Consider the following 22,857-nt stretch of genomic DNA (forward strand, 5'->3'; position numbering starts at 1 on the left):
TGGGACGATTCACTGGGAGCGATACCAGTGGGGCAAAATTCAACCCGCCCGATCGTTACACTCGCCGGAACGCCGGCACCGCCGCAGACCTCGACCTGCGCCAATCCCCATCGAATGGAGACGCCTGTGACCCGCGACAAGGCGGCACCCCCCGGTATCGACCCCAACATTCCCAGCGTGGCCCGGGTCTACGACTTCTTCCTGGGTGGCAAGGACAACTTCGAGGCCGACCGGAGGGTCGCCGAGCACGCCCTGCGCATCACCCCGGACGGGCCGGCCGCCGGTCAGGCGAACCGGGCCTTCCTGCGTCGGGTGATCCGCTTCCTTGTCGCTGAGGCGGGCATCGACCAGTTCCTCGACATCGGATCGGGGCTGCCCACCCAGGGCAACGTGCACGAGGTCGCCACCGAGCAGAACCCGAAGGCTCAGGTGGTCTATGTGGACAATGACCCGATCGTCCTGACACACGGGCGAGCCCTGCTCGCCGCGGAAGGCACCGCGACGGTGATCCAGGCGGACATCCGGGAGCCGCGGGAAATCCTCGACCACCCGGACGTACGCCGGTTCCTCGACTTCGACCGGCCGATCGGCTTGCTGCTCTTCGCGATCCTGCACCACCTTGGCGACGACGAGGACCCGAAGGCGGTCGCCGCCGCGTTGATCGACGCGCTGCCCTCGGGCAGCTACGTGGCGATCTCGCACTTCCGCGACCCGGGCGAGCGAGACCCGGAAGGCTCCCGCAAGGCGCGCGAGGTCGAGCGGGTCTTCAACGAATCGTTGGGCACCGGCCGCTGGCGCACCGACGAGGAGATCCTCTCGTTCGCCGACGGGCTGACGGTGCTGGAGCCGGGGCTGGTGCCGCTGGCCGAGTGGCGTCCAGAGCCTGACGCACCGGCCACGGTGCAGACCGACACCTATCACACCTTCGTCGGGCTCCTCGCCCGCAAACCGTAGGCTCCGTCTGCTGCTGAGGTCCGTCGGCGGGAGTACGCCCCGCCGACGGACCCACGGGACACGTCTGACCTGCCATGCCGGCTCGCAGCGGCGCACACCCACCACCGCCGACTCCGTTGTTGACAGCGGTGTCGGGCACGGATCGGGCATGCCCTGGTATTGCGGGTGTTTGCTGTGCCGGTTCACTGCCACGATCGGGGTCATGCGGGTGCACCAGTACGTGTATTTCTCGATGCGTTCGCGCGATCTCCCCTCGACACTTCAGGTGGTGCGCTACTTCAATGACGACGATGGCGACCAGCAGCACCGTCTCGGCTGGCACCTCGATCGCCGATCCCTGGAGTTCCTTCGCCACACAGGGGCGGAGCTGGACGTGGACGAATACGGAGATGACTGAGACATGGCTGGCACGCCGACGACTGTCTGAGGTGACCCTCTACTGCCTGGGTTCCAGTACGACGACTGGGATCTGGCGGGTGGTCTTCCGCTCGTAGTCGGCGAAGCCTGGGTACGCGGCCTTCTGCGCGCTCCAGATCCGTTCCCGTTCGTCCCCGGCGGCGACTCTGGCTACCAACTCGACCTTGTCCGTACCGATCTCCGCCTGGGCCTTCGGGTCGGCGAGCAGGTTGTAGTACCAGTCGGGATTGCTGGGGGCGCCGCCCTTGGACGCGAACACGGCATAGCCACCGTCCACCTTCTGATACATCATCGGGTTCACGCGGGGCTGGCCGCTCTTGGCGCCGACAGTGTGCAACAGCAGCAGTGGTGCGCCAGCGAACTGACCGCCGACCTGCCCACCGTTGTCGCGAAACTCAGCGATGATCTTGTCGTTCCAGTCACTCATGTCTTCTCCTCGCCCCACGCACCGGCTCCGTCGACACGATTCTGACACTCCCCTGCGCCTACTGCTTGCTCGCGCAGACCACAGCCGCGGAGTGCGCCGACGTGCGCGCTCTCGGCCGTGGGCGAGGGTCACGTCGAGCGCGGTGACCGGCACGATCCGCCTCTTGTTGACGTACTCAACCTTCTCAACCTCGCAGCGCCGCCGGCACCTCCCGGCGACGAGCGAAAAGACCCGCGAACCCGGCGGCACTGGCAATGCGGCGTCGCCCTGATGATCATGCGGTGGACGGTAGCGCCACAGCTCGAGGAACTGTTCGAAGATCAGCGCTCGCTGCTTTCGGCCGCCGACTCGTCCAGACCAGGCTGCTCGAATATCGCCGAACGGGAACCGACCACGAGATCATCGGCGCGGCCGATGCAACTGATGATTGTCTAGCCGGCTTGTTCAACCTGCTCGGCGTGACCGTTCCTGTACCAGGCGCAAGAGGATGCGCACCGCGAGCACCAGGATCACGACCACGGCTGGAATGGCCAGAAGTGTCCAAGGCCTGTCGAGCAGGTTGGCGGTCCCGAGCAGGCTGACCGCGAGACCCTCCCATAGCAACTCGCGCCCACTGAGAAGTTCTCCGCGAGGCGGCTGCTGACCCTGCCGTCTTTCCGTCCACAAGCGCCGAACTGCTTGCAGCGTGAACACCACGCCAAATCCGAGGCAGACCGGGCCCGCCAGAAGGTCCAGCGCGTCCGGCACGCTTCCTCCTACAGGCCTTCTCGGCTCACTCCCAGGGGACGTCCCGAGTGACGGACCGATCTTGCCATCACCCTCAACTCCCCGCCGGGCCAGCTCCGCTGCGCGAATTTCTGCCGGGTCTCCGCACTGACTCACACCCCGCTGCCGGAGTAGGCGTTGAATTCACGTTGACTCACTCGACCAGCGGTCTGGCCTTTGGCGAGCGCCCGTCCGGGCTCTCACTCGACGCAGGTGAGCACGGGCGTCGTGCCGGTGGGCGAAGTGCGACAGCAGGTCGTCGTGGCGGAACTGATACGAGATGCCAGCTGGGCGCAGGAAGCCGAACGCGCACATTCGCTGTAGGCAGCGGGCCGGCGCCGGAGGCATCCGGAACGCCGAGGCGACGATCATCGCGAGGTAGCGCCGCCAGAGCGCGCAGGCGACCGTCTCGCCGACGAGTACGCAGTAACCGATACCCAGCACGGCGCCGGGCCACAAACCCCAGGTGTAACTGAAGCCCCACACCACTGCCGGGCAGACGACCGCCGCGGAGAGCCGGGATACCGTGCGCTCGTGGCGTAGGACGCCGAGCGGACCGACGATCTCCGGGCGGGCATCGGTAGCCAGGGTCTGTCCGAACCCCACGGTCAGCCCGATCGCGAGCCACGAGGTGGCGAATCCGATCAGCCCGACCAACGGGCCAATGAGCAACCAGGCGGCCGCGCCGACAAGCAGGGCCGTTGCCGCCTGCGGCAGAAAGAAGCGCGGATTGCCTAGCCGGGACCAGTCTGGGGTGGCCGCGGGCACCCACGGCTTCGTGCTCGTCCGCGCCAGCATCGCCACCCACGTCACAGCGCCGACAAGCAGGACAGCGCGGCCGAGCCACCCGCGCGGCCACAGGAACAGAGTCAGCCAGACGAAGCCGGGAGCGGACAACAGTACGCACATGGCGAAGTCCACGAAGCGCGGCGCCCGGCGGCCTGCGATCGGCCAGAGTCGGTGCAGCACGATGTCGCGGGACGGCAGGGTCCTTCCTGCGAAGCTGGCCTGGGTGATGCGATTGTGTTCCAAGTGGCGCGCGTACCGCGACAGCCAGTACAGGTCAGCGACGTTGCGGAGACGACGCCACATCGGGCCTGTCAGGACAACTGACTCCACGTAGCGTGCCACCAGCGACCTGACATCAGCCGCCTCTGCGCCGGCGACCAACTGGGCAGAGAAACCACCGACCGCCCGCCGATTGCGGGCCAGTTCCGCCACCATGCTCAGCTGCCACGGGCTTTTCAGCGCCTTCACTTGGCCGGCGTCTCGCAACGACTCGGCCAGGCTCTCCGCCGCGGGGAAGCGGTCGGTGCCGCCGATGGAGCGCGACAGGTAGGTCGTGGCGTCGGCGTAGTCGACCGGCCGAACCGTGTACGCGGTCAAGGTGTGATGTTCGCGCAGGTCCGCCCGGATCGCCCGCCAGGTGGTCTGGCGGCAGGTGAGCAGGAACGGCGGCCGCTTGCCGCGCAGCCGCCACTCGACGAGCCGCTGGAGGAACCACTCGGCTGGCTCCACGGCCTCATCCGTGCTGCAGAGCTCGTCAAGTCCGTCAAACAGGGGCAGCACGTCGCCCGACTCGATCAGCTCCCGGGCGGATCGGCGGGACACGTTGAGTTCGACCGCGACGAAGCCGGCCAGCCAGGCCGTTATGTCGTTCTGACCGGTCCAGCGGCTCAACGGCACGACCAGTGGCAGCACCCGCGGATCGTCGTTGACCAGTTCCAGCGCGATCCGCAGCGTGCTGTACGACTTCCCGCGGCCGGGGTGGGCGACCAGGACCACCCGTGTCTGCCGGTGCCGCAGCCCGTCGGCGAGCGCCTTCAGCGTCGTATCGGGTCCGCCGCCTGCCCCGTACGCCAGGTCGATGTCCTCCGCGGTCCGGCGCATCTGCGCGGCCCGGGCGGCGACGTCGCTGGCGACCTTCAACTGCAGTCGCGCGAGCAGCCCGAGTGGCTCCTCTCGACGGGCCAGCCAGCGCAGGCACTGCACCATCACGACAAGCAGAGCCACCGCGCCAAGGATCGTGCCCAGGTAGCCGGACTGGCCGGAAAGCGTCGGTTCGGCCCGGTAGGCCGGGATGAATCGGATAACGGTGACCACGAGGACTACGCCGACGAGCACTGTGAGCGCAGCTGCCGCCCAACGCAGTATCTGGTGTCGTCCGGACCGGGTCATCGCAGCGCTGGAGACACAGGCATGTCGATTCCTTCTCAGATCGTTCTCCGACGATAGCTGAGAGCTGCAAGGCGATTTTGCTTCGCCAGGCTGAAGCTGCCATCTGCGCCGAGCTCACGCCGTGCCGTACCACGCAGGCAGCATCACCCGAGATCCTGATGGCGACGGCGCTGATAAGCCGACGCGCACATCCGTCGAAAGTGGTAATTCGCTACGGTGTTCACCGAACAAGCGCCTGGACCAGGGATGACTCTCCGGCCGTTGGCGATCATGATGGATGCATGGCGCTCGTAGATATCTGGCCGGTACTGGGCATAGGCGTGCGCACGCCCACGGTCGAGCTGTTCGTCCCGGACCAGGAGGCGCTGGAGAGACTGGCGCGGCTCGCCGCGGAAGGCATCTACGACCCCCAGAACCAATACCTTCCACGCACTCCCGTCGGCGGGTGGGAAGACGTCGCCTCACCCGAGGCCGAACGCCGCTTCCTGCGCTACTACTGGGCCGCGTTCGCGGACTGGAGACCCGAGAAGTGGAATCTGATGCTCGCCGCTCGCGTTGGCCGCGACATCATCGGCGTGCAGGAGATCGGAGCGCAGCATTTCGCCGTGACCAAGACCGCCTCCACCGGTTCCTGGGTGGGCCGCCAGTTTCAAGGTGCCGGGTACGGCAAAGCCATGCGGGAGGCCGTCCTGCATCTGGCTTTCGACGGTCTGCGCGCCGAGCGGGCAGACACCGCGGCCTGGATCACGAACCACGCTTCGCTGGGCGTCTCGCGGGCCATGGGCTATCAGGACAACGGCACCACGACCAGGGCCGCTGAAGGAAAGCGCGTGGACCAGGTCAATCTGACGCTGCGGTGTTCCGATTGGCGACGACCGTCGGAGGCTTGCATAATCACGGGTCTCTCGCCGGGCGCAACTGAGATGCTGGGCCTGCCGTGGACCCCGGCGAATCGGCATGCCGACCAAGTCTGAATACGCTACCGGCCTCCGCCGCCGCCCCGGCGGGGTGGACAGCCCACAAGACCGGTCGCACTGATCTGCCGCTGTCAGCGAGCGGGCGGCGAGCACCACGGACGCGCGATGCGATCCAGCTTTGACCCACTCGGCGCTGCGCCCCACCAACCCAACGCTTCCGGCCTGCCTGCCGCCTCAGGACCGTCACAGGCCGCGCGCCGCCTTCCCCGCCTGCTGCGCCTCAACGCGTCGGCCCCGACCCGGACGCTGTCGGCTTGCGCCCGGATCGCGTTCTGGTCACCGCCGCTGCCGTGGGTCGGCGACCCCGGACAGCGCGGCAAGCACCAACCGCCCCTGACCAGGCATTCTTGACGTATGGACCGTCCGATGAACCTACCCCTGGAGGTACCACAATGTTCACCACAAAGTTCTGGAAGGCCACCGCCGAGCGGGCGGTGAAGAGCGCCGCGCAGGGTCTGTTGCTCTACTGGGGCGCTGACGTCGTGTTCAACGCATGGCAGGCGGATTGGGCAGCGGCCGGTGGCATCGCGTCCGGTGCGGCGGTGCTGTCGGTGCTCACCTCGCTGGTGAGTGCGAAGGTGTCGGGAGAGGGCGACTCGCCCAGCCTTGTCGGTGCCGAACAGTAGCCTCAGGCGGCTGCAACTGTTGCGCCCCCGCTGGCTTTGGACCGGTGGGGGCGTCTCATCACCTCCGGACATTCGTCGGGTGCAGCCTGGCCGACCCGAGCCCCACCCGCGAGTTGCCATACCGGTCCTCCGGCAAGCCCGCTGCCCCTAACGACGGAGGTCGACGCCCCGGTTTGGTCGAAGGCGACCTTGGCGCACCCAAGCACCTCGGCGGATCACTGACGCGACAGCGGGACACTTCCACAGCCCGGTACGATCGCGAACTTGTTCTCACTGCAGGGACCCCATGAGATCCGCGTGCGGCAGCCCCGGCAGTTCCCGTGCTGAGAGTAGGTTTCGTCAAATGGCATGCCGTATCGGTGAGCTCGTTCTCAAGTGCCGCGACCCCGAGGCGCTGGCGCGGTTCTGGTGCGAGGTCCTGGACTTCATAGAGCTCGATCGCGAAGCGGAGGTCTACATCGAGATAGGCCCGCGCGAAGGGTTCGGCGGCCCGCAGCCGACGATCTTCCTCATCCGCGACGACGAGCCGAAGAACGGGCAGGCCCGGCTGCACATCGACGTCAACCCCACCGACCGCGATCAGGACGCCGAGCTGGAACGCCTCCTGGCCGCCGGGGCCAAACTCGTCGACATCGGTCAGCCCGCGGATGCGTCCTGGCACGTCCTGGCCGATCCAGAAGGCAACGAGTTCTGCCTGCTCAAGCGCCGCCTCGACCCGCTCTGACGGCCCGCGCCCAAACGATCGACGCAGCCGCCACCCCGCAGCCGCCGACAAAATCTGGCGGCCCCCGTCAATAGCTGGGGGGCCGGGTGGACGCTCGACCAGCCCGTGTGGATCCACCTGTGCGAGCTGTCGCTGTCGTGGAACTTCTCGTCACCGCGTCGCAGGATGCTCACCGAAACCAGCCGAGCAAGCGTCTGTGCGGCGAACCCGCCGGCACCCAGGTCAGGTCCGCGGAGGCCCGCACCAGTTGGGCACCCAGGTGAACTCGACGCGTAGCTCGCGCTGCCGGCTTCGGCGGGGCCATGGCGCATCGCAGCCGCCGCAACTCCAGATCGGCAGCACAGGGCCATGCGTGGTCACACGCGGCCTCCGAGCAGCGCCGCCGTCAGAGACCGCGCCTGCCGGCTGGTCCCCCATTCGACCTGCCAGCACGGGTACGGCGTGAGCCGCGACCGCACGCCCGACAGCCCTCGCACAGGCCGTCCGTGCCCATGCAGATGCACGGCCAGGATCCGCTGCTCCGCTTCGTTGCTCACTGCTGCGCCTTGGTGGGCCAGTGCCCCCGGTTGGCCGGAATGCGGTGGCGGCTCTCGGCCCGCGGATTGGGAGCCATCGCATACCCCAAACGCACCCGCCTCAGGAACCAAGCCGTGTCTGATGCACTACGGACCGACGGGGTTGAGGAGCTGATGCCGAAAGAGGAATCCGAGCGCCAGGCGGCAATCCTTTACGCTAGTGGACGGTTACGGCCCGGGACCGGTTTGGCAGCGGCCGGCGCGGCCACCGGCGCGGCGAGGACGGTCGACGCGGCGAGCAACACGACGCCACCCCAGGAAAGCTTTCTCACTAATCCCCCCATGGTCACTCAGTGAATGCCAGCCGAGACTGGCAGCAACCACAGTGGAAGGTGGGTACCCCCCGCTCGTAATCAAGATGGTGAACACATCGAACAGTGGGCACATCGACAGGGAAAGATCTTGCTATGAGGCAATAGTTGCCCTGTGGAAATAGAGTCGAAGTCCGCCCGTTCAGAGGCCGCAGTCCACACGATTGCGGGGTAACGGGAGCCAGGAGGTCATACGTCGGCTTCGAGAGCGAAGGTGTTGCCGTCCGGGTCCTGGAACCACGCGATACGTCCACCTCCGGCCCGCGCGGTGATCCCCTTGACGTCGTGCTCAAGCTGCTCGTAGCGAACGAACTCGACGCCGGACGAGGAGAGCTCCTCGACAATCTGGTCGATGTCGTCGACGTACCACGTCGCCAGCGTCGCCGGGGTCTTCCCGGCAGTGACCGACTGGTACACGTTCAACGCCGGCCCACCACCGGAGCCGTAGACGCGGCTGCCGTCGGCGATGGTGGCGCTGGGGCCGGACCGCAACGCCCGAAGGCCCAGCGCGCCTTCGTAGAAGGCCACTGCCTTCTGAATGTCGGACACGGCGACCGAGGTTCTGAGGTGGTACGCGCTCAAGGGCATGAACCACTCTGACAGGTACCCCAAGCAGAACAGTGGCTTACCCAGCTTCCCGCATGGACCGCGACTGACCAACACGTCCTGGACGACTTCGCGTCAAGGATCGCAACGAAGTGGGCTGCCAGGCCCGGCAGAACACCGAGCGCTGGGTCACGACCTCGCAAGATGGACCGGCGACGGGCCGACCACCGGGCCCTCGGCCACCAGTCAGCCCGTGAGCCAGGAGGGTGCAGTCTCAGGCGCGTTGCTGCGATGGCGACCTACGGCACTTCTTCGTCTGCCGTATCGGTGGGACTGGATCGGACCCTGGCAATTCCGCCGACCCTGACGGAGATGCCTTCCGCGGTGGCGGTGGCGGTGGCGAAGACCGACGAGGGGCGGCCTGCAGTGTGCCCTTGCTCGACTTCGATGCTGTTGCGGCCGTGGGTCGCGAACAGGTGCGCGGCGAGGCATCCTGTGCTGTTGGCGTTGACGACGTCCTCGGCGACTCCGATCGCTGGCGCGAACATCCGCGCGGTCGCTGCGTTGCGGGTCGGGGAGAGCGTGTAGACGAAGCAGCCGAGATAGCCGAGACGGCGGCATTCGGCTGCGAGTCGACGGAGGTCAGGCCGTATCGAGAGCAGGGTCGGCAGCGTTCTGACCGGTACGAGCAGGCGTGGTGTTCCCGGTGAGGCGACACACGGGATGTCCTCGGTGGCCATGTCGTTGGGTCTGATGCCAAGGGTGGCGAGGGTGCTGTCTCGTTCTGCGGCAGAGCAGCCCTGAATCTCCACCGGGCCCTGGTCGAACCAGACCTCGATGCCGTCGTCGCGCTGGATCGCGGTTGTGTCGAAGGTGCGGCCACCGGTCCGCTGGCGAGAGCGATGTTCCTTGATCCGGCGACGGTGCAACAGGACGGCCTGGGCGGCGATTGTGCCGTGCCCGCAGTTGGTGAGCTCACCGTGTGCGGTGAAGAACCGCACCGTGGGCGTGGCCCCCGCGTCGGTGTCGACGAACGCCGCGTGCGAGGTGCCAGCGCGCCGGACGATCGCGCGCCGAGCTCTGTCGCTGAGCGTGATGTCATCGATCAGCACGGCGGTAGGACTGCCACCTTGGCGGCGGCGGGTGCAGGCGTCGACGATCGTCACGTCGTTGCCGACGCTCCCAGTCACGTCGGGGTTTCCGCAGTGGTAGCCGGGTCGTCGTCGGCGAGGGCGCGAGCCCACTCCTCCGACCACCGGACGAGGGGGCGCAGGGCTCGGTAGGCACCCTCTCCGAGCTGGGTGAGGGCGTAGGTGGCATCCGGTTCCTGCTTGACGATGCGTGCCTCTGACAGCTCGGTCAGCCTCTGCCGCAGGACGCTGGACGACATGTTGTCGCAGTGTTGCTGCAGTGCGCGGAAGCCGAGTGCGCCGCGCTGTAGCTCCCAGACGATGCGCAGACTCCATCGACGTCCGAAGAGGTCGAGTGCCGCCATCAAGGGCCGCCCAGTGCTCGATCCGCGAACCGGGCTTCCCGGCCTCGGCGCTGCCATAGCCTCGCCCCACTTCTCCTGGTGCTTCTTTTTTCGATACAGTACCTTCTCGCCAGTGATTCGGTTTTCGAAGCACAGGGGGTCGGGCATACGTGACGTCCATATTGCGGAACGCCTTGTGCGAGCGGCTGGGTATCGACGTGCCGGTGGTGCAGGCGCCGATCGGCTCCGCGGCAGCGCCCGAACTGGCTGCGGCGGTGGCCGAAGCCGGTGGACTCGGCATGCTGGCGTCGACCTGGCGGACTCCCGAGCGCGCGCGCCTCGACATCCGCCACGTGCGGCAGCGGACTTCGCGACCGTTCGGGGTGAATCTGGTAATCGACTTTCCCATTGCTGACACGCTGGCGGTGTGCTTGGACGAGGGCGTACCGGTCATCTCCACTTTCTGGGGTGATCCAAAGCCCGTCAGCCACTGGATCCGTGATGCCGGTGCGCTGCATATGCACACCATCGGCAGCGTCAGGGAGGCTGTGCACGCGGCTAGCTGCGGCGTCGACATCATCGTGGCGCAGGGCTGGGAGGCTGGCGGCCATGTTCGCGGCACGACCGCCACCATGGTTCTGGTGCCGGCCGTTGTCGACGCGGTGGGCCCGATTCCGGTCATGGCGGCCGGCGGCATCAGCGACGGCCGCGGCCTCGCCGCTGTTCTGGCCCTGGGCGCACAGGGCGCGTGGCTGGGCACGCGTTTCCTGGCGGCCACCGAAGCTTCCACCCACCAGCTGTACCGGCAACACCTCGTCGCCGCCACCGCCGAGGACACCGTCCACACCCACTGTTTCGATGGCGGATGGCCCGACGCCCCGCACCGCGCATTGCGGAATCCGACCCTGCAACGGTGGGAACTAGCCGGTTCACCTACCGCGCCGGGCCGCCCGGGCGAAGGCGAAGTCGTAGCTCTCGACAGCGCGGGCCAGGCCCATTACCGGTACGAGGATCTGATGCCCCTACCCGGTATGACCGGCGACCTGGCGGACATGGCTCTCTACGCAGGCCAATCGGTCGAGCTCGTCCGGGACGTCCGACCGGCAGCCCAACTCCTCCAGGAACTCACGGCGCAGGCCGTGAACGTCATCGACCAGATGCGCCACACGACTCAAACGGCAGACGGGACTGGGTGACCATGACGTCCCTCGCTCGCTTCAGCGGACATGCCGACAGCGGTGCTGCAGTGCTGTTCGACGTCGACGGCGTTCTGGTCGACTCCTACGCCGCATATCGCCGCATCTGGGACCGCTGGGCGCTGCATCACAGCCTGGACCCGGCGATCGTCTGGACGCACACCCACGGCCGCCGCCCGATCGACACCATCGCAGTCGTCGCCCCACACCTCGACGCCGAAGCCCAATATCGACTGGTACGCGACTTCATGGCGGACGAAGGCGACGCGTTCCCGGTGTACCCCGACGCCCGGAGCGTGCTGAAGGTCATCCGGAACCAGCGATGGGGTGTGGTGACCTCCGGCCGTGCCCCTACCGTGCGGCAACGACTGCGAGCAGGCGGCCTACCTGACCCCCCGGTCCTGGTGGACAGCACGCAGGTCGCCCTCGGAAAACCAGACCCGGAAGGCTACCTCCGTGCAGCCGCCCTGTTGCGAGCCTCGCCAAAGCACTGCCTGGTCATCGAGGACGCCCCGGCCGGCATTGAAGCAGCCCGCGCGGCAGGGATGACCGTGATCGCACTGACCACCACCCATCCCGCAGCCCAGCTCACCGCCGCACATCACATCACCAAGACCCTCGGCGAGACGACGCCACTCATCGAGAACTGGCTCGACGCAACGGTGCCATGACCAGGGGTCCACGTATCCACGTCGACACGTGCCGACGCCACTGTGCATCGCAGCCGCCGCGACTCCAGATCGGCAGCACCCGGCCGTGCGTGGTCATGCACGGCCTCCGAGCAGCGGAAGTTCCGTCAGGATCGGCGCATGGTGAACGTCTGGTCCGGTGTGACGATTGATTGCCTTGACCCCGAGCGGGTAGCCCTATTCTGGAGCGGCCTGCTCGGCCGCGAGCGCGGTCCGTCGCAGGAAGGCTGGGTTTACCTCGGTGAACGAGGTGATCCTCAGCCACGGCTGGTGTTCCAGCCGGTGTCGGAAGCCAGGACAGGCAAGGTGCGGATCCACCTCGACATCTCCGTCGACCAGATCGACGAGGCCATGGCCCTGGTCGTCAATCTCGGTGGCCGGTTCACCGGCGAACGGCACGACTACGACGACGGCGTGGTTGTCGTCATGGCCGATCCGGAGGACCACGAGTTTTGCCTGGTCCAGTACCACCGTTGACGGCGGACACCTACCGTCGGAGCAGGGCGGCGACGTTCTCCTCGAACACGAACGGCGGTCGAAGGACGCGAACGGCGTCGGCGACGGCACTCCACAGGGAGTGCGCTGCGGTAATGCCGGCGCGGATTGGTGCAACGCACGTATTCGTCACCGGTCGTATTCGTCCGCGCCCCGCCAGCAGTTCCCAATGTAGGCCGCACACAGCAAAGCCCGTTACCGATGACTCCGGCAACGGGCTTCCGACCTGCGCGAACCAAGGGTGGGCGATGCTGGTATCGAACCAGCGACCTCTTCGGTGTGAACGAAGCGCTCTCCCACTGAGCTAATCGCCCTCAGCGCCACTGACTCTACCCGATCGTGGAACCGGACCGGAAATCCGGGGTCAGTGCGTCGCGAGGTAGTGCATCGCCTCGGCCACCACGTCGATGCCGAGGCTGTACTTGAGGGACAGCCAGACCACCGTGGCCACGAAGGCCAGGCCGACGGAGCCGAGCACGATTCGCACCAGCAGCGATTGTCTCGTAACCCAGCGTGTCCATCCGTGGACGTGGCGGCGGGTGAAGCCGAGCAGTCGGCGCGCCCAGTGGTATTCGACTGCCCAGATGCCCAGGCCGGCGATCACCAGCAGCCAGCCGGGCCCGGGGAGCGGGATGAGGGCGATGCCGATGGTGACCACAAGCGCCCCGGCGATCGCAATGAAGATCTTGAGTGCGATCCGGCCGGTGGGGTTGGCGCGGATCAGGTCGAGGGTCAGCGAGATCCGCTCGCGCCAGCGGGGGCGCCTCGGCCGCTCCTGCACGGCGACTCCACCGGCACCGGTGCCGCCGCCACGACCACCGGCGGTGTCGCCACCACGACCGGCGCCATCACCGCCGGGACGACCGGCGCCGGACGCCGGCCGACCGGCCCGTTCGGGCTGCTCCATCGGCACTCCGTACCCCCGCTTTTCGGCTGCTCGGACCCCGACTTTCGGCGGGCCGGGCGCCGCCGCCGGATCCACTGAGGATTGCTTCGTCACCATTTCACCCCCCAGTGTCGCTCGGGCCCGTCACTGCAACGGCCGACTGGACGTTACCGGAGTAAGTCGACGACTGAGCCACCCGATACCGGGCGGGATCACGCACTGGGCAGAACCGGAAATCCTACATGAATGCTCACATTCACGCGGCCTTTCCGTCCCCCTTCCCACCACTGGGTGAAGTCAGCGTATGGCGGAGCGTAGCCAGGAGTAGCACCTGAGTATGGGAAAAGCGGGACACGCGCGTTCCGCAGCGGTGCCGGGGGGAGAACGTCCATGAGTGTCATCCGACCGACGACCGTAGAGGTCGAGACGTCGCTAAGGCTCGTCGCACCTGACGCCACCGCCTTGCCGGTGCGTGCCAGTCTGCGTTACGACCCTGCTGACCCGTATGCGGTCCATGTCCTGTTCCATGCCGAATCGGCAGGGGGCGAGGCGGTGAGTTGGTCGTTCGCTCGCGAACTTCTGGTCACCGGCCTGGACGAACCGGCCGGCATCGGGGATGTGCGGGTCTGGCCCTGGGCCACACCGCGCGGCGACTTCGTCGCGCTGGCCCTCTCGTCACCGGACGGCAACGCCCTCTTCGAGGTGCCGCGCAGCGTCCTGGTGCGTTTCCTTCGACGGACCTACGTCGTCGTCCCGCGCGGCCGTGAGGCCGAGCACCTGGACGTCGACACGGCGGTGAACCGGCTGCTCGCCGGTCGCTGACCGCCCGAACGGGCAACACCGGCCACACCGGGGCCGCGCGGATCTGCCGAGTCCGCGCGGCCCCGGCACACACACCCAGGGGTACGCGGACAGTGCGCCCCCGGGTCGGCCGGTGCTCAGCCGTGCGTGGTGATGCCGCCGTCGACGGGAATGACCGCCCCGGTGAGGTATGAGCCGGCGCGCGACGAGAGGTAGATGGCGGTGCCGGCCATGTCCTCGGGGCGCCCGATGCGGCCCAGCGGCACCTGCTGTTCGATGGCGGCCCGGCTCGCCGGGTCGTCGAGCGCGAACGCCATCATCTTGCTCTCGAACGGGCCGGGCGCGATCGCGTTGACGGTGATCTGCTCACCGGCGAGTTGGTGGGCGAGGCTGCGGGTGAGCATGTGCACGGCCGCCTTGGTGGCCGAGTACGCGTACACCTCCATCATCGGCACCCGGATGCCGTCGATGGACCCGATGTTGATCACGCGGGCCGGGTCGTCGGCGCTGGCGGCGGCGCGTAGCGCCGGCAGCAGCGCGGTGGTGAGCCGGAAGACGGCCTTGACGTTGACCGCCCAGAGCTTGTCGAACGCGGCCTCGGGGTAGTCCTTCAACGGTGCGCCCCAGGTCGCGCCGGCGTTGTTGACCAGCACGTCGAGGCGGCCGAAGCGCTCGCGCACGGCGGCGGCCAGCGTCTCGGCGCCAGCGTCGTCGCTGAGGTCGGCGGGGATGGCCTCGCAGCGGCCCTCGGCGGACAGGGTGGTGGCCACGGCCTCACAGACATCCGCCTTGCGGGACGAGATGATCACGTGTGCGCCGGCCCTGACGAAGCCCTGGGCGATCATCAGCCCGATCCCCCGCGAGCCACCGGTGACCAGGACCGTCTTACCTTCGACCGAGAACAGCTGCGTCATGCCCATCCCATCGCGAGTCGGCGGGTGCCGCCGGCCGGTCGGGTGACCGGCGGATACCGGGTGGACCGCGGACCGATGGCGCTACCGCCGGGTAACGTAGCCCGGCCGCCGGGACCGGGACAAGCCCGCAGCTTGCCGCGGATTCCGCTGCGAACGCCGATCGGGATGCGGTGACCTGCGGTTCGGGCTACCGTCGCAGGCGATGGTCTCCACCGGTCCCTCCCCCGCGCCATCGATCGGAACGGCGTCTCCCGTCACCGACGAGATAGCCACGTTCGCGCTGGCCGATCTTGCCGGTGCCCCGGGCTGGCGTCGGCCGGTGATCGTCGAGCGGGAGCTGTTGATTCTCACCACGCGTGGGCACGGCGACGCGGAACTCGACTTTCACCTGCTGCCCTGCCGTCCCGGCACGCTGCTGCGGGTCCGCCCCGGTCAGGTGCTGCGCTGCGCCGGCCCGCAGTTCGACGCCACAGTGGTCGCCTGGGATCCCGAGGCGCTGCACGGCTTCGACGTCGACCTGACCACCACCGCGACCTGGCGGCAGTTGGCCGGTGAGGACGAGGACGCGGTGATCAGCGAGGTGAGCCAGTTGGCGGTGGACTGTCGCCGGCACCCCGACGGCCCCACCGCCCGCGCGCTGCTCCGGCATCAACTGGCAGTGCTGCTGTTGCGGCTGGCCGTGGCCCACGACGACCGGCCGCCGTCCCGACCCGAGGACGAGACGTTCCACCGGTTCCGCAGCGAGGTGGAGCACGGCTACTCGCACACCCGGCGGGTGGACGACTACGCGGCCGAACTCGGCTGCTCGGTGCGGACCCTGACCCGGGCCTGCCTGGCCGTCACCGGCCGCAGCGCCAAACAGGTGATCGACGAGCGGGTCGCGTTGCAGGCCGGCCGGTTGCTGGCCGCGACGGATCAGCCGATCGCCCAGATCGGCAGGCGGCTCGGCTTCTCCGAGCCCACGAACTTCGGCCGCTTCTTCACCCGCGAGGTCGGGGTCAGCCCCGGCGCGTTCCGGGCCGGCCGGGATCAGGCGGTGGCCGGCCGGGTGGTCCGACCTCGACCGCCGGCCGACTCGACGGGCGTCAACGGCGGCTGGTTCCGCCCCGGCACCCCCGGCGAACCCGCCAACGGCGGGCACGCCACGAGACCCGGGTCGCCCGCCGGAGGGCCGGGCGGCACCGGGCGGGCATGATGGCAGGGTGCAGATCTCCGCGCGCGGCGACTACGCGGTACGGGCGGCGTTGAGCCTCGCCACCGCGTACCCCTCGCTGATGTCCACCCAGGCCATCGCCGCGGAGCAGGACATGCCCCGCAAGTTCCTGGAGGCGGTCCTGGCGGATCTGCGCCGGGCCGGCGTCGTCCGCGCCCAACGCGGCGCCGAGGGCGGCTACACGCTGGCCCGGCCACCACGCGAGGTGACAGTCGGCGCGGTGCTGCGCGCCGTCGAAGGCCCACTGGCCGGGGTACGCGGGCTGCGCCCCGAGGAGACCCGGTACGAGGGTTCGGCGGAGAACCTGCCCGGCCTGTGGGTGGCGGTCCGCGCCGCCGTGCGGCGGGTCGTCGACGAGGTGAGCCTCGCCGAGATCGTCAGCGGTCGACTGCCCGCGCACGTCCGCAAGCTCACCGCGTTGCCCGACGCGTGGGAGCCCCGCTGACCCCGGGTCGGCTCACAGCGTCCACACCACCTCCTCGGTGCTGAGTCGGGGCAGCCGCCGCTCCCAGGCGTCCGGGCCGGGGTGGCCCAGGTTGAGCAGCAGCAGCGCCTCGTGCCGGCCGTCGGAGAAGAACTCGCGGGTCACCCCGGCGGCGTCGAACCCGGCCATCGGGCCGGCGGCCAACCCGGCGGCACGTACGCCCACCAGCAGGTAGCCGATCTGGAGGGTCGCACTGAACCGGGCCTGCTCGGCGCGGGACGGACTGTCGCTCAGCCAGTCGCGGGCCTGCGGCCGGTGCGGGTACAGCTCGGGCAGCCGTTCGTGGAAGTCCAGGTCGGCAGCGAGCACCGCCACCAGTGGCGCGCTGGCCGTCTTCGCCCGGTTGCTCGACGACACGTACGGCAGCAGCCGCGCCCGCGCCGCCGCCGTGCGGAGCAGCAACACCCGCAGCGGCTGACCGTTGTACGCGGTCGGCCCGTACCGGACCAGGTCGTGGATCGCCGCGACCTGGGCGTCGGTGACCGGCTCGTCGGTGAACGTGTTGGCAGTGCGGGCTGCCCGGAACAGCAGGTCCTGGGCGGCCCGGTCCAACGCGAGCAGGTCGGCAGTGGTGACCCCGCTCACGTTGGCACGGCGGTGGTGTAGCCGCCCCGGTGGTGGACCAGCGGCGGGCCGTCGCCGCCGTCGCCGAGCGCCAGCGGTTCGGCGATCACCAGCGTGTGGTCGCCCGCCGGGACCCGGTGCACCACCCGGCAGAGCAGCCGGGCCAGCACGTCGTCGAGCAGCGGCACCCCGAACGGTCCCGATGTCCAGTCCGGGTACGCGGCGAACCGGTCGATGCCGCTGGTCGCGAAGACAGTGGCGGCCTGCCGCTGCCCGACGCCCAGCAGGTGCACGGCGACGTGCTCGGCGCGGGCGAGCACCGGCCAACTCGACGACGCCACCCCGAGGCAGAACGAGACCAGCGGAGGGTCGAGCGACACCGACGTGAACGAGGTCGCGGTGAAGCCCGCCCGGATGGGCGCGCCGATCCCGCCGAGGCAGGCGGGGTCGGTGGCGCGGGCGACAGCGGTGACCACTGTGACGGTGCTGGCCTGGCGCCGCAGCAGAGCGCGGAACAGGTCCGGGTTCACCGGTCGCAGCCCGGCGATGTCCGCCGCGGGGCGCTCCACCGTGGTCATGCTGGCACCAGGCCCGACGCGGCGTACGCGCTGGCCGGTCGGGGCAGGCCGTAGTGCTCGCGCAGCGTCCGACCGGCGTACTCGGTGCGGAACAGCCCACGGGAGCGCAGCACGGGCACCACGTGGTCGACGAAGTCGGCGAGCCCGCCGGGCAGGTGCGGCGGCATGATGTTGAACCCGTCGGCGGCGCCCTGGGTGAACCACAGCTCGATCTGGTCGGCGATCTGCTCGGGCGTACCGGCGACGACCCGGTGACCCCGACCGCCGCCGAGCCGGCCGATCAGCTGGCGGATGGTGAGCTGTTCCCGGCGGGCCAGCTCGGTGACGAGCTGGTAGCGGCTCTGGTGGGCCTGCACGGTGCCGGCGGCCGGCAGCTCCGGCAGCGGCCCGTCCAGCGGCAGGCCGGTCAGGTCGATGCCGAGCATCCCGGAGAGCTGGGCCAGGGCGTAGTCGGGGACGATCAGCTCCTCCAGCTCGGCGGCGAGCGTCCGCGCCTCGGCCTCGGTGCCGCCGAGCACCGGCGCGATGCCGGGCAGGACCTTCACCAGGTCCGGGTCCCGGCCGGCGGCGGTGACCTGCCGGCGCAGCTCGGCGTAGAAGCTCTGCCCGTCGGCGAGGGTCTGCTGCGCGGTGAAGACCGCCTCGGCGTAGCGGGCGGCGAAGGCTATGCCGTCCGGCGACGAGCCGGCCTGCACCAGCAGCGGTCGACCCTGCGGCCCCCGGGGGATGTTCAGCGGGCCACGGACCTGGAACTCCGGCCCGCGGTGCGCCACCTCGTGCACCCGGTCGGTGTCGGCGAACACCCCGGCCGTGGTGTCGAAGACCAGCGCGTCGTCCTCCCAGCTGTCCCAGAGCTTGATCGCCACGTCGACGAACTCGGCGGCCCGCCGGTAACGGTCGGCGTGTTCGGGGTGGCTGTCCCGGTTGAAGTTGACCGCCTCCCGCTCCTGGGCCGAGGTGACGATGTTCCAGCCGGCCCGACCGCCGCTGAGGTGGTCCAGCGAGGCGAACTTGCGGGCGACGTGGAACGGCTCGTTGTAGGTGGTGGAGACCGTCGCGATGAGACCGATGTGTTCGGTCACCGCGGCGAGCGACGCGAGCAGGGTCAGCGGCTCGAAGACGGCCTGGATGTTGTGCCGGGGGTTCGGCCCGACCGACAGACCGTCGGCGAGGAAGAGCGAGTCGAGGGTGCCGCGTTCGGCGATCCGGGCCAGCTCCTGGAAGTGCCGTACGTCGGTGACCCGACGCGGGTCGGTGCGGGGGTGCCGCCAGGCGGCCTCGTGGTGGCCGACGCCCATCAGGAACGCGTTGAGGTGCAGAGTGCGGGTCATTGGTGTCCGTCCTATCCGGCAGAGACGTCGACGCGCCAGGTGGAGAAGCGACGTTCGAGGGCGATGAGGAGCTGGTTGACGACCAGGCCGATGGCGGAGATCGTGATGATCCCGGAGTACATGTCGGCGATCGCGAAGTTGTACTGCGCGTAGTTGATGAGGTAGCCGAGCCCGGCCTTCGCGCCGACCATCTCGGCCGCGACCAGCACCAGGATCGAGTACGCCCCGGCCAGCCGGACGCCGGTGAAGATGGTCGGCACCGCGGCCGGCAGGATCACCTTCTGGAACAACCGCAGGTGGTTGAGCCCCATCGAGCGGGCCGACCGGATCAGCAGCGGGTCGACGCCCTTCACCCCGGCGATGGTGTTCAGCAGGATCGGCCAGGAGCACGCGTACAGCACCAGGGCGATCTTGGAAGTCTCCCCCAGGCCGAGGATGAGCACGAAAACCGGCAGCAGGGCCAGCGCGGCGGTGTTGCGGAACACCTCCAGCAGCGGGCTGAGCAGCTCGGCGAGCGGCCGGTACCAGCCGATCAGCAACCCGAGCGGGATGGCGGTGAGCACCGCCAGGCCGAGCCCGGCCAACGACCGGGTGAGGCTCGCGCCCACGTGCTCGGCGAGCTGCCCGCTGCGCAGCAACTCCCACCAGGCCACCAGCACCTCGGACAGCGGCGGCAGGAAGACCCGGTCCACCAGCCCGAGCCGAGGTGCGCCCTCCCAGATCGCGGCCAGCGCGACGATCGCGACGGTGCGGTGCAGCACCTTCGCGCCGATGCCGAGCAGCCGGCCGGCAAGCCCGCCGGAGCCGGGTCCGACGGCGGCCACCGCGTCGGGCACGGCCGCCAGGGCCGCCAGCCGGGCGGGACGTTCGGCGATGTCAACCAACGCGGGCCTCCTCAGTGTGGGCCGCCGCCGGCGCCGCGCGCCGCGCGTCGGCTCCGGCGACGACGGGAGTACGAGCACCAACTGCTCCGGTGTGCGCGGTGCGGCTGCCGGTGGCGCCTTCGGCGGCCTGCGCGGCCCGCACCTCGTCCCGCAGCAGGGTCCAGATCTGGTGACGGTGGTGGCGGAACGCGTCGGTGGAGCGGACGTCCTCGACCGCGTCCCGGTCACCGAGGTCGATGTCGATGACCTGTTTGAGCCGCCCGGGCCGCGATGTCAGCACCGCCACCCGCTGACCCAGGTGGACGGCCTCGTCGATGCCGTGGGTGATGAACACGATCGTCTTGCCGGTACGGGCCCAGATCCGCACCAACTCGTCCTGCAACGAGTCGCGGGTCTGCGCGTCCAGGGCGGCGAACGGCTCGTCCATCAGCAGCACGTCCGGGTCGTACGCGAGGCTGCGGGCGATGGCCACTCGCTGCTTCATCCCGCCGGACAGCTCGTGCGGGTAGCGGTCGGCGAACCCGCGCAGGCCCACCAGGTCCAGGTGGTGCTCGATCAGGGCGGCGCGATCGGCGCGGGGTACCCCCTTGGCCTCCAGGCCGAACGCGACGTTGCCGGCGGCGGTGCGCCAGGGCAGCAGCGCGTACTGCTGGAAGACGATGCCCCGGTCCAGGCCGGGGCCGGTGACGGGCCGACCGTCGACGAGCACCCGCCCCGCGGTCGGCTCGGTGAGCCCGCCGAGCAGGTCGAGCAGGGTGGACTTGCCGCAGCCGCTGGGGCCGACGACGACAAGGAACTCGCCGGGGCGTACCCCCAGGGTGACCTCGTCCAGCGCGGTGACCGCGCCGGCGCCGCCACGCCGGCTGGCGCGGACCGGGAAGGTCTTGCTCACCCGATCAAAGAGGATCTTGTCGGTGCTCACGCGCTCCCCCCGTCCACGAAGGGGTTGAACCGGTTGGTGTAGATGTCGCCCGGCTTCGGACGGTCGCCCTTGATCTCGCCCTCGGCGGCGAGCCAGTCGATCCAGGTGCCGAACTCCTGCTCGCCGATCACGCCGCCGCGCCCGGCGACGCCGCTGCTCTTCCAGTACGCGACGAGCGACGGGTCCTCATTGCGGCCGCGCTTGCCGATGATGTCCCGCATCCGGGCGACCACTGTTTCCCGGGGTTGGGTGCGGGCCCACTCGATGGCCTTGCCGACCCCGGTGACGAACGCCTTGACGGTCTCCGGGTTGCGCTTGATGAAGTCGTCCCGGAAGACGTAGGTGCCGCCGCTGAAGGCGCCGAGCAGCTCGTAGTCGGTGAAGATGGTGCGGATGCCGCCGCTGGCGACCGCCTTGTCCCGGATCACCCCGCCGAGCACCGCGACGTCGATCTGCCGCTGCCGCAGCGACTGCTCGGTGTTGACAGGTGGCAGGGCGACCAGCTCGACCTGCTTGATCTCGGCGGGAGTGAGGCCGCCGCGGGCGAGCCAGGTCTTGAGCACGGCCTCGGCGTGCGCGCCGAGGGTGTTCATGCCGACCTTCCTGCCGATCAGGTCACGGGGGCTGCGGACCGGGCTGTCGTCGAGCACGTAGTAGCCCTGGAAGGTGTGCGCGTCCGAGCCGTAGTAGCTGACCACCGCGGTGATCGGGGCGTTGGCGGTGGCGAGCTTGACGATGGCGCCGTTGAACGCGCCGCCGAAGTCGCTCTGACCGGTGGCAGTGGCCTGGATGTCCTGCGGGCCACCGGTGACGTTGCCGATCCACCTGAGCTTGACGTCGCCGAGGTAGCCGAGATCGGCGGCGAGTTCGGGGAGGGTGACCTGGCCGACCGAGCCCTGGTAGCGCAGCTCGCTGGCCTGGGTGCCGTCGGCTGCCGCGTCACCGGCGCAGCCGGCGGTGGCGGTGGCGGTGAGCACGGCCAGCGCGGCAACGGCGGCGAGCTCACGCAGAATGGCACGACGGGGTGGGGACATGGGGAGTCTCCTGATCTGTCCACGATGGGAAGCGGGAACGCCCGGAAGAGGGCGTGCGGGCACGCCGCGGCGCGGTGCGCGGTGCGCGGGCGTGCGGTGGGAGTGCGGCGCGGAGCCGGATGGACCGGTGCGGCGCTGGAGCCGAGCCGTATGGACCGGTCAGCTCAACAGAGCGCGCTCGCGTGTCGGACCAGGTCGACGTGCACACGAGCGGTGAGGAGAAGCTCATCCCGCTGCGACATGACCCCATGCTGCCCGGGATCGGAACGAGCGGTCAACGGCCTTCCAGAAGGTGAGACTTCTATCGCTGCCGATGTTACGAAGCGCCCCGAACAGGGTTTACCGTGCCGAAACACCTATCTGATGGGTAGAGATTGCGGCATCCGGTGGGCGACCGTCCAGGACGGACAGCGAGAGGGTTTCAAAAGTTGTCGGTTCGGGCATGTTCGATCTCGACACGGCAGGGAACGGTGACGAGGGGAGACCTCCGATGGGCCTCATGTTTCGCAAGCGCAAGAAGTACGGTCCGATCATCCTGAACTTCACCGAGAACGGCTTCTCCTCGTGGAGCATCAAGATCGGTCGCTGGTCCTGGAACTCCAAGGCCCGCGCGCACCGGGTCGACCTGCCGGGTCCACTGAGCTGGAAGCAGGACAAGTCCCGGTCGTAAGTATCCCGGGAGTCGAGCGGGGTGCCGGTGATTCACCGGCACCCCGCTCGGCGTCCACCCCACCCCAGCCCGGCCCGCCCCCGGCCCGGCCCAGCCCGCCCGGGCCGGCCCGGCGATCTTGCAGTTTCTGTCGCTGTTTTGCGTGGAATAGCCCTTATGCCGGGGCAGGAAGTGCAAGATCGCGTGGGTGCGGGCGGGTTGCGGGCAGGGTGCGGGTGGGGT

General features: G+C 69.2%; 27 protein-coding genes and 1 tRNA gene. 12 read left to right on the top strand and 16 right to left on the bottom strand.

Features of this window, described 5'->3' with window-relative positions; all coding sequences use genetic code 11:
• Positions 1-126 precede the first annotated feature (126 nt).
• Together AB0K35_RS15655 and AB0K35_RS15660 are read left to right on the top strand one after the other, a co-directional pair.
• The gene (locus AB0K35_RS15655; protein WP_238671489.1) at positions 127-954 is read left to right on the top strand and encodes an SAM-dependent methyltransferase; all 828 of its coding nucleotides are present in this window, start codon (positions 127-129) and stop codon (positions 952-954) included.
• Positions 955-1,156: 202 nt separating this feature from the next.
• Positions 1,157-1,351, top strand: coding sequence for a hypothetical protein (locus tag AB0K35_RS15660; protein ID WP_363885842.1), 195 nt, complete (start codon positions 1,157-1,159; stop codon positions 1,349-1,351).
• 39 nt (positions 1,352-1,390) lie between these two features.
• Here AB0K35_RS15660 and AB0K35_RS15665 read toward each other — a convergent pair whose 3' ends face one another.
• The 3 genes from AB0K35_RS15665 to AB0K35_RS15675 all read right to left on the bottom strand — a co-directional run bounded on the left by AB0K35_RS15665 (position 1,391) and on the right by AB0K35_RS15675 (position 4,741).
• Positions 1,391-1,798, bottom strand: coding sequence for a nitroreductase family deazaflavin-dependent oxidoreductase (locus AB0K35_RS15665; protein ID WP_238671491.1), 408 nt, complete (start codon positions 1,796-1,798; stop codon positions 1,391-1,393).
• Positions 1,799-2,242: 444 nt separating this feature from the next.
• A complete protein-coding gene (locus tag AB0K35_RS15670) occupies positions 2,243-2,545 on the bottom strand; it encodes a hypothetical protein (protein WP_363885844.1) in 303 nt (100 codons plus the stop codon).
• Between the two features lie 162 nt (positions 2,546-2,707).
• Positions 2,708-4,741 (bottom strand): hypothetical protein, encoded by a 2,034-nt coding sequence (locus tag AB0K35_RS15675; RefSeq protein WP_363885846.1) that lies wholly within the window; start codon positions 4,739-4,741, stop codon positions 2,708-2,710.
• Between the two features lie 281 nt (positions 4,742-5,022).
• On the opposite strand from AB0K35_RS15675, the gene AB0K35_RS15680 reads away from it, so the two are divergent.
• From AB0K35_RS15680 to AB0K35_RS15690, 3 genes are all read left to right on the top strand, one after another.
• Positions 5,023-5,715 (top strand): GNAT family protein, encoded by a 693-nt coding sequence (locus AB0K35_RS15680; protein WP_363885848.1) that lies wholly within the window; start codon positions 5,023-5,025, stop codon positions 5,713-5,715.
• Between the two features lie 395 nt (positions 5,716-6,110).
• A complete protein-coding gene (locus AB0K35_RS15685; protein WP_088990712.1) occupies positions 6,111-6,344 on the top strand; it encodes a holin in 234 nt (77 codons plus the stop codon).
• Between the two features lie 343 nt (positions 6,345-6,687).
• Complete coding sequence (locus tag AB0K35_RS15690) at positions 6,688-7,068, top strand: VOC family protein (protein ID WP_357365410.1); 381 nt, start codon at positions 6,688-6,690, stop codon at positions 7,066-7,068.
• 1,075 nt (positions 7,069-8,143) lie between these two features.
• Here the strand turns inward: AB0K35_RS15690 and AB0K35_RS15695 are convergent.
• The 3 genes from AB0K35_RS15695 to AB0K35_RS15705 form a co-directional block, all read right to left on the bottom strand.
• Positions 8,144-8,503, bottom strand: coding sequence for a VOC family protein (locus AB0K35_RS15695; RefSeq protein ID WP_238671495.1), 360 nt, complete (start codon positions 8,501-8,503; stop codon positions 8,144-8,146).
• Between the two features lie 296 nt (positions 8,504-8,799).
• Entirely contained in the window at positions 8,800-9,666 is an 867-nt protein-coding gene (locus AB0K35_RS15700) for a PhzF family phenazine biosynthesis isomerase (protein ID WP_363885851.1), read from the bottom strand.
• Positions 9,667-9,686: 20 nt separating this feature from the next.
• A complete protein-coding gene (locus AB0K35_RS15705) occupies positions 9,687-9,995 on the bottom strand; it encodes a helix-turn-helix domain-containing protein (protein ID WP_357286785.1) in 309 nt (102 codons plus the stop codon).
• 149 nt (positions 9,996-10,144) lie between these two features.
• Between AB0K35_RS15705 and AB0K35_RS15710 the strand changes: the two genes are divergently transcribed.
• The 3 genes from AB0K35_RS15710 (at position 10,145) to AB0K35_RS15720 (ending at position 12,336) form a co-directional block, all read left to right on the top strand.
• Positions 10,145-11,170, top strand: coding sequence for a nitronate monooxygenase (locus tag AB0K35_RS15710; RefSeq protein WP_363885853.1), 1,026 nt, complete (start codon positions 10,145-10,147; stop codon positions 11,168-11,170).
• Positions 11,171-11,220: 50 nt separating this feature from the next.
• Positions 11,221-11,841, top strand: a complete 621-nt coding sequence (locus tag AB0K35_RS15715; RefSeq protein ID WP_363885855.1) for an HAD-IA family hydrolase — start codon at positions 11,221-11,223, stop codon at positions 11,839-11,841.
• A 138-nt stretch (positions 11,842-11,979) separates the two neighbouring features.
• Complete coding sequence (locus AB0K35_RS15720) at positions 11,980-12,336, top strand: VOC family protein (RefSeq protein WP_363885857.1); 357 nt, start codon at positions 11,980-11,982, stop codon at positions 12,334-12,336.
• 260 nt (positions 12,337-12,596) lie between these two features.
• Here AB0K35_RS15720 and AB0K35_RS15725 read toward each other — a convergent pair.
• Positions 12,597-12,668 (bottom strand) — tRNA-Val (locus AB0K35_RS15725).
• A 50-nt stretch (positions 12,669-12,718) separates the two neighbouring features.
• A complete protein-coding gene (locus AB0K35_RS15730) occupies positions 12,719-13,357 on the bottom strand; it encodes a PGPGW domain-containing protein (protein WP_363885859.1) in 639 nt (212 codons plus the stop codon).
• A 273-nt stretch (positions 13,358-13,630) separates the two neighbouring features.
• Between AB0K35_RS15730 and AB0K35_RS15735 the strand changes: the two genes are divergently transcribed.
• Positions 13,631-14,062 (top strand): SsgA family sporulation/cell division regulator, encoded by a 432-nt coding sequence (locus tag AB0K35_RS15735; protein ID WP_007457244.1) that lies wholly within the window; start codon positions 13,631-13,633, stop codon positions 14,060-14,062.
• A gap of 116 nt (positions 14,063-14,178) precedes the next feature.
• Here AB0K35_RS15735 and AB0K35_RS15740 read toward each other — a convergent pair whose 3' ends face one another.
• Positions 14,179-14,955, bottom strand: a complete 777-nt coding sequence (locus AB0K35_RS15740; RefSeq protein WP_238671498.1) for a glucose 1-dehydrogenase — start codon at positions 14,953-14,955, stop codon at positions 14,179-14,181.
• Between the two features lie 202 nt (positions 14,956-15,157).
• On the opposite strand from AB0K35_RS15740, the gene AB0K35_RS15745 reads away from it, so the two are divergent.
• Both AB0K35_RS15745 and AB0K35_RS15750 read left to right on the top strand, forming a co-directional pair.
• The gene (locus tag AB0K35_RS15745; RefSeq protein ID WP_363885861.1) at positions 15,158-16,150 is read left to right on the top strand and encodes an AraC family transcriptional regulator; all 993 of its coding nucleotides are present in this window, start codon (positions 15,158-15,160) and stop codon (positions 16,148-16,150) included.
• A 7-nt stretch (positions 16,151-16,157) separates the two neighbouring features.
• Entirely contained in the window at positions 16,158-16,613 is a 456-nt protein-coding gene (locus tag AB0K35_RS15750; protein ID WP_238671500.1) for an Rrf2 family transcriptional regulator, read from the top strand.
• A gap of 12 nt (positions 16,614-16,625) precedes the next feature.
• Here AB0K35_RS15750 and AB0K35_RS15755 read toward each other — a convergent pair whose 3' ends face one another.
• The 7 genes from AB0K35_RS15755 to AB0K35_RS15785 all read right to left on the bottom strand — a co-directional run bounded on the left by AB0K35_RS15755 (position 16,626) and on the right by AB0K35_RS15785 (position 22,207).
• Positions 16,626-17,237, bottom strand: a complete 612-nt coding sequence (locus AB0K35_RS15755; RefSeq protein ID WP_238671501.1) for a malonic semialdehyde reductase — start codon at positions 17,235-17,237, stop codon at positions 16,626-16,628.
• Complete coding sequence (locus AB0K35_RS15760; RefSeq protein ID WP_363885864.1) at positions 17,234-17,794, bottom strand: flavin reductase family protein; 561 nt, start codon at positions 17,792-17,794, stop codon at positions 17,234-17,236. The genes AB0K35_RS15755 and AB0K35_RS15760 overlap by 4 nt, the downstream gene beginning before the upstream one ends.
• Positions 17,791-19,125 (bottom strand): LLM class flavin-dependent oxidoreductase, encoded by a 1,335-nt coding sequence (locus AB0K35_RS15765; RefSeq protein WP_238671503.1) that lies wholly within the window; start codon positions 19,123-19,125, stop codon positions 17,791-17,793. The genes AB0K35_RS15760 and AB0K35_RS15765 overlap by 4 nt, the downstream gene beginning before the upstream one ends.
• Before the next feature lie 11 nt (positions 19,126-19,136).
• Positions 19,137-20,009 carry an ABC transporter permease gene (locus AB0K35_RS15770; protein ID WP_363885866.1) on the bottom strand — a complete coding sequence of 291 codons (873 nt, stop codon included), beginning with the start codon at positions 20,007-20,009 and terminating at the stop codon, positions 19,137-19,139.
• Positions 20,002-20,931: an ABC transporter ATP-binding protein gene (locus tag AB0K35_RS15775; protein WP_238671505.1), complete on the bottom strand. Its 930-nt coding sequence runs from the start codon at positions 20,929-20,931 to the stop codon at positions 20,002-20,004. Before AB0K35_RS15775 ends, AB0K35_RS15770 begins: the two co-directional genes overlap by 8 nt.
• A complete protein-coding gene (locus tag AB0K35_RS15780; RefSeq protein WP_238671506.1) occupies positions 20,928-21,965 on the bottom strand; it encodes an ABC transporter substrate-binding protein in 1,038 nt (345 codons plus the stop codon). Before AB0K35_RS15780 ends, AB0K35_RS15775 begins: the two co-directional genes overlap by 4 nt.
• 164 nt (positions 21,966-22,129) lie before the next feature.
• On the bottom strand, positions 22,130-22,207 hold the full coding sequence (locus AB0K35_RS15785) for a putative leader peptide (protein ID WP_349881247.1): 78 nt from the start codon (positions 22,205-22,207) through the stop codon (positions 22,130-22,132).
• Between the two features lie 248 nt (positions 22,208-22,455).
• Between AB0K35_RS15785 and AB0K35_RS15790 the strand changes: the two genes are divergently transcribed.
• Positions 22,456-22,635, top strand: coding sequence for a DUF4236 domain-containing protein (locus AB0K35_RS15790; protein ID WP_030333600.1), 180 nt, complete (start codon positions 22,456-22,458; stop codon positions 22,633-22,635).
• Positions 22,636-22,857 lie beyond the last annotated feature (222 nt).

The organism is Micromonospora sp. NPDC053740 (assembly GCF_040677775.1).
In the GTDB taxonomy this organism is placed as follows: domain Bacteria; phylum Actinomycetota; class Actinomycetes; order Mycobacteriales; family Micromonosporaceae; genus Micromonospora; species Micromonospora alfalfae.

What these genes read in the sequence shown, in the direction of transcription:
- AB0K35_RS15675 (WP_363885846.1), bottom strand. Translation starts at nt 4,741, where the DNA reads ATGACCCGGTCCGGACGACACCAGATACTGCGTTGGGCGGCAGCTGCG.
- AB0K35_RS15685 (WP_088990712.1), top strand. Translation starts at nt 6,111, where the DNA reads ATGTTCACCACAAAGTTCTGGAAGGCCACCGCCGAGCGGGCGGTGAAG.
- AB0K35_RS15780 (WP_238671506.1), bottom strand. Translation starts at nt 21,965, where the DNA reads ATGTCCCCACCCCGTCGTGCCATTCTGCGTGAGCTCGCCGCCGTTGCC.
- AB0K35_RS15760 (WP_363885864.1), bottom strand. Translation starts at nt 17,794, where the DNA reads ATGACCACGGTGGAGCGCCCCGCGGCGGACATCGCCGGGCTGCGACCG.
- AB0K35_RS15690 (WP_357365410.1), top strand. Translation starts at nt 6,688, where the DNA reads ATGGCATGCCGTATCGGTGAGCTCGTTCTCAAGTGCCGCGACCCCGAG.
- AB0K35_RS15745 (WP_363885861.1), top strand. Translation starts at nt 15,158, where the DNA reads ATGGTCTCCACCGGTCCCTCCCCCGCGCCATCGATCGGAACGGCGTCT.
- AB0K35_RS15680 (WP_363885848.1), top strand. Translation starts at nt 5,023, where the DNA reads ATGGCGCTCGTAGATATCTGGCCGGTACTGGGCATAGGCGTGCGCACG.
- AB0K35_RS15785 (WP_349881247.1), bottom strand. Translation starts at nt 22,207, where the DNA reads ATGTCGCAGCGGGATGAGCTTCTCCTCACCGCTCGTGTGCACGTCGAC.
- AB0K35_RS15765 (WP_238671503.1), bottom strand. Translation starts at nt 19,125, where the DNA reads ATGACCCGCACTCTGCACCTCAACGCGTTCCTGATGGGCGTCGGCCAC.
- AB0K35_RS15665 (WP_238671491.1), bottom strand. Translation starts at nt 1,798, where the DNA reads ATGAGTGACTGGAACGACAAGATCATCGCTGAGTTTCGCGACAACGGT.
- AB0K35_RS15735 (WP_007457244.1), top strand. Translation starts at nt 13,631, where the DNA reads ATGAGTGTCATCCGACCGACGACCGTAGAGGTCGAGACGTCGCTAAGG.
- AB0K35_RS15740 (WP_238671498.1), bottom strand. Translation starts at nt 14,955, where the DNA reads ATGACGCAGCTGTTCTCGGTCGAAGGTAAGACGGTCCTGGTCACCGGT.
- AB0K35_RS15705 (WP_357286785.1), bottom strand. Translation starts at nt 9,995, where the DNA reads ATGGCGGCACTCGACCTCTTCGGACGTCGATGGAGTCTGCGCATCGTC.
- AB0K35_RS15720 (WP_363885857.1), top strand. Translation starts at nt 11,980, where the DNA reads ATGGTGAACGTCTGGTCCGGTGTGACGATTGATTGCCTTGACCCCGAG.
- AB0K35_RS15790 (WP_030333600.1), top strand. Translation starts at nt 22,456, where the DNA reads ATGGGCCTCATGTTTCGCAAGCGCAAGAAGTACGGTCCGATCATCCTG.
- AB0K35_RS15730 (WP_363885859.1), bottom strand. Translation starts at nt 13,357, where the DNA reads ATGGTGACGAAGCAATCCTCAGTGGATCCGGCGGCGGCGCCCGGCCCG.
- AB0K35_RS15660 (WP_363885842.1), top strand. Translation starts at nt 1,157, where the DNA reads ATGCGGGTGCACCAGTACGTGTATTTCTCGATGCGTTCGCGCGATCTC.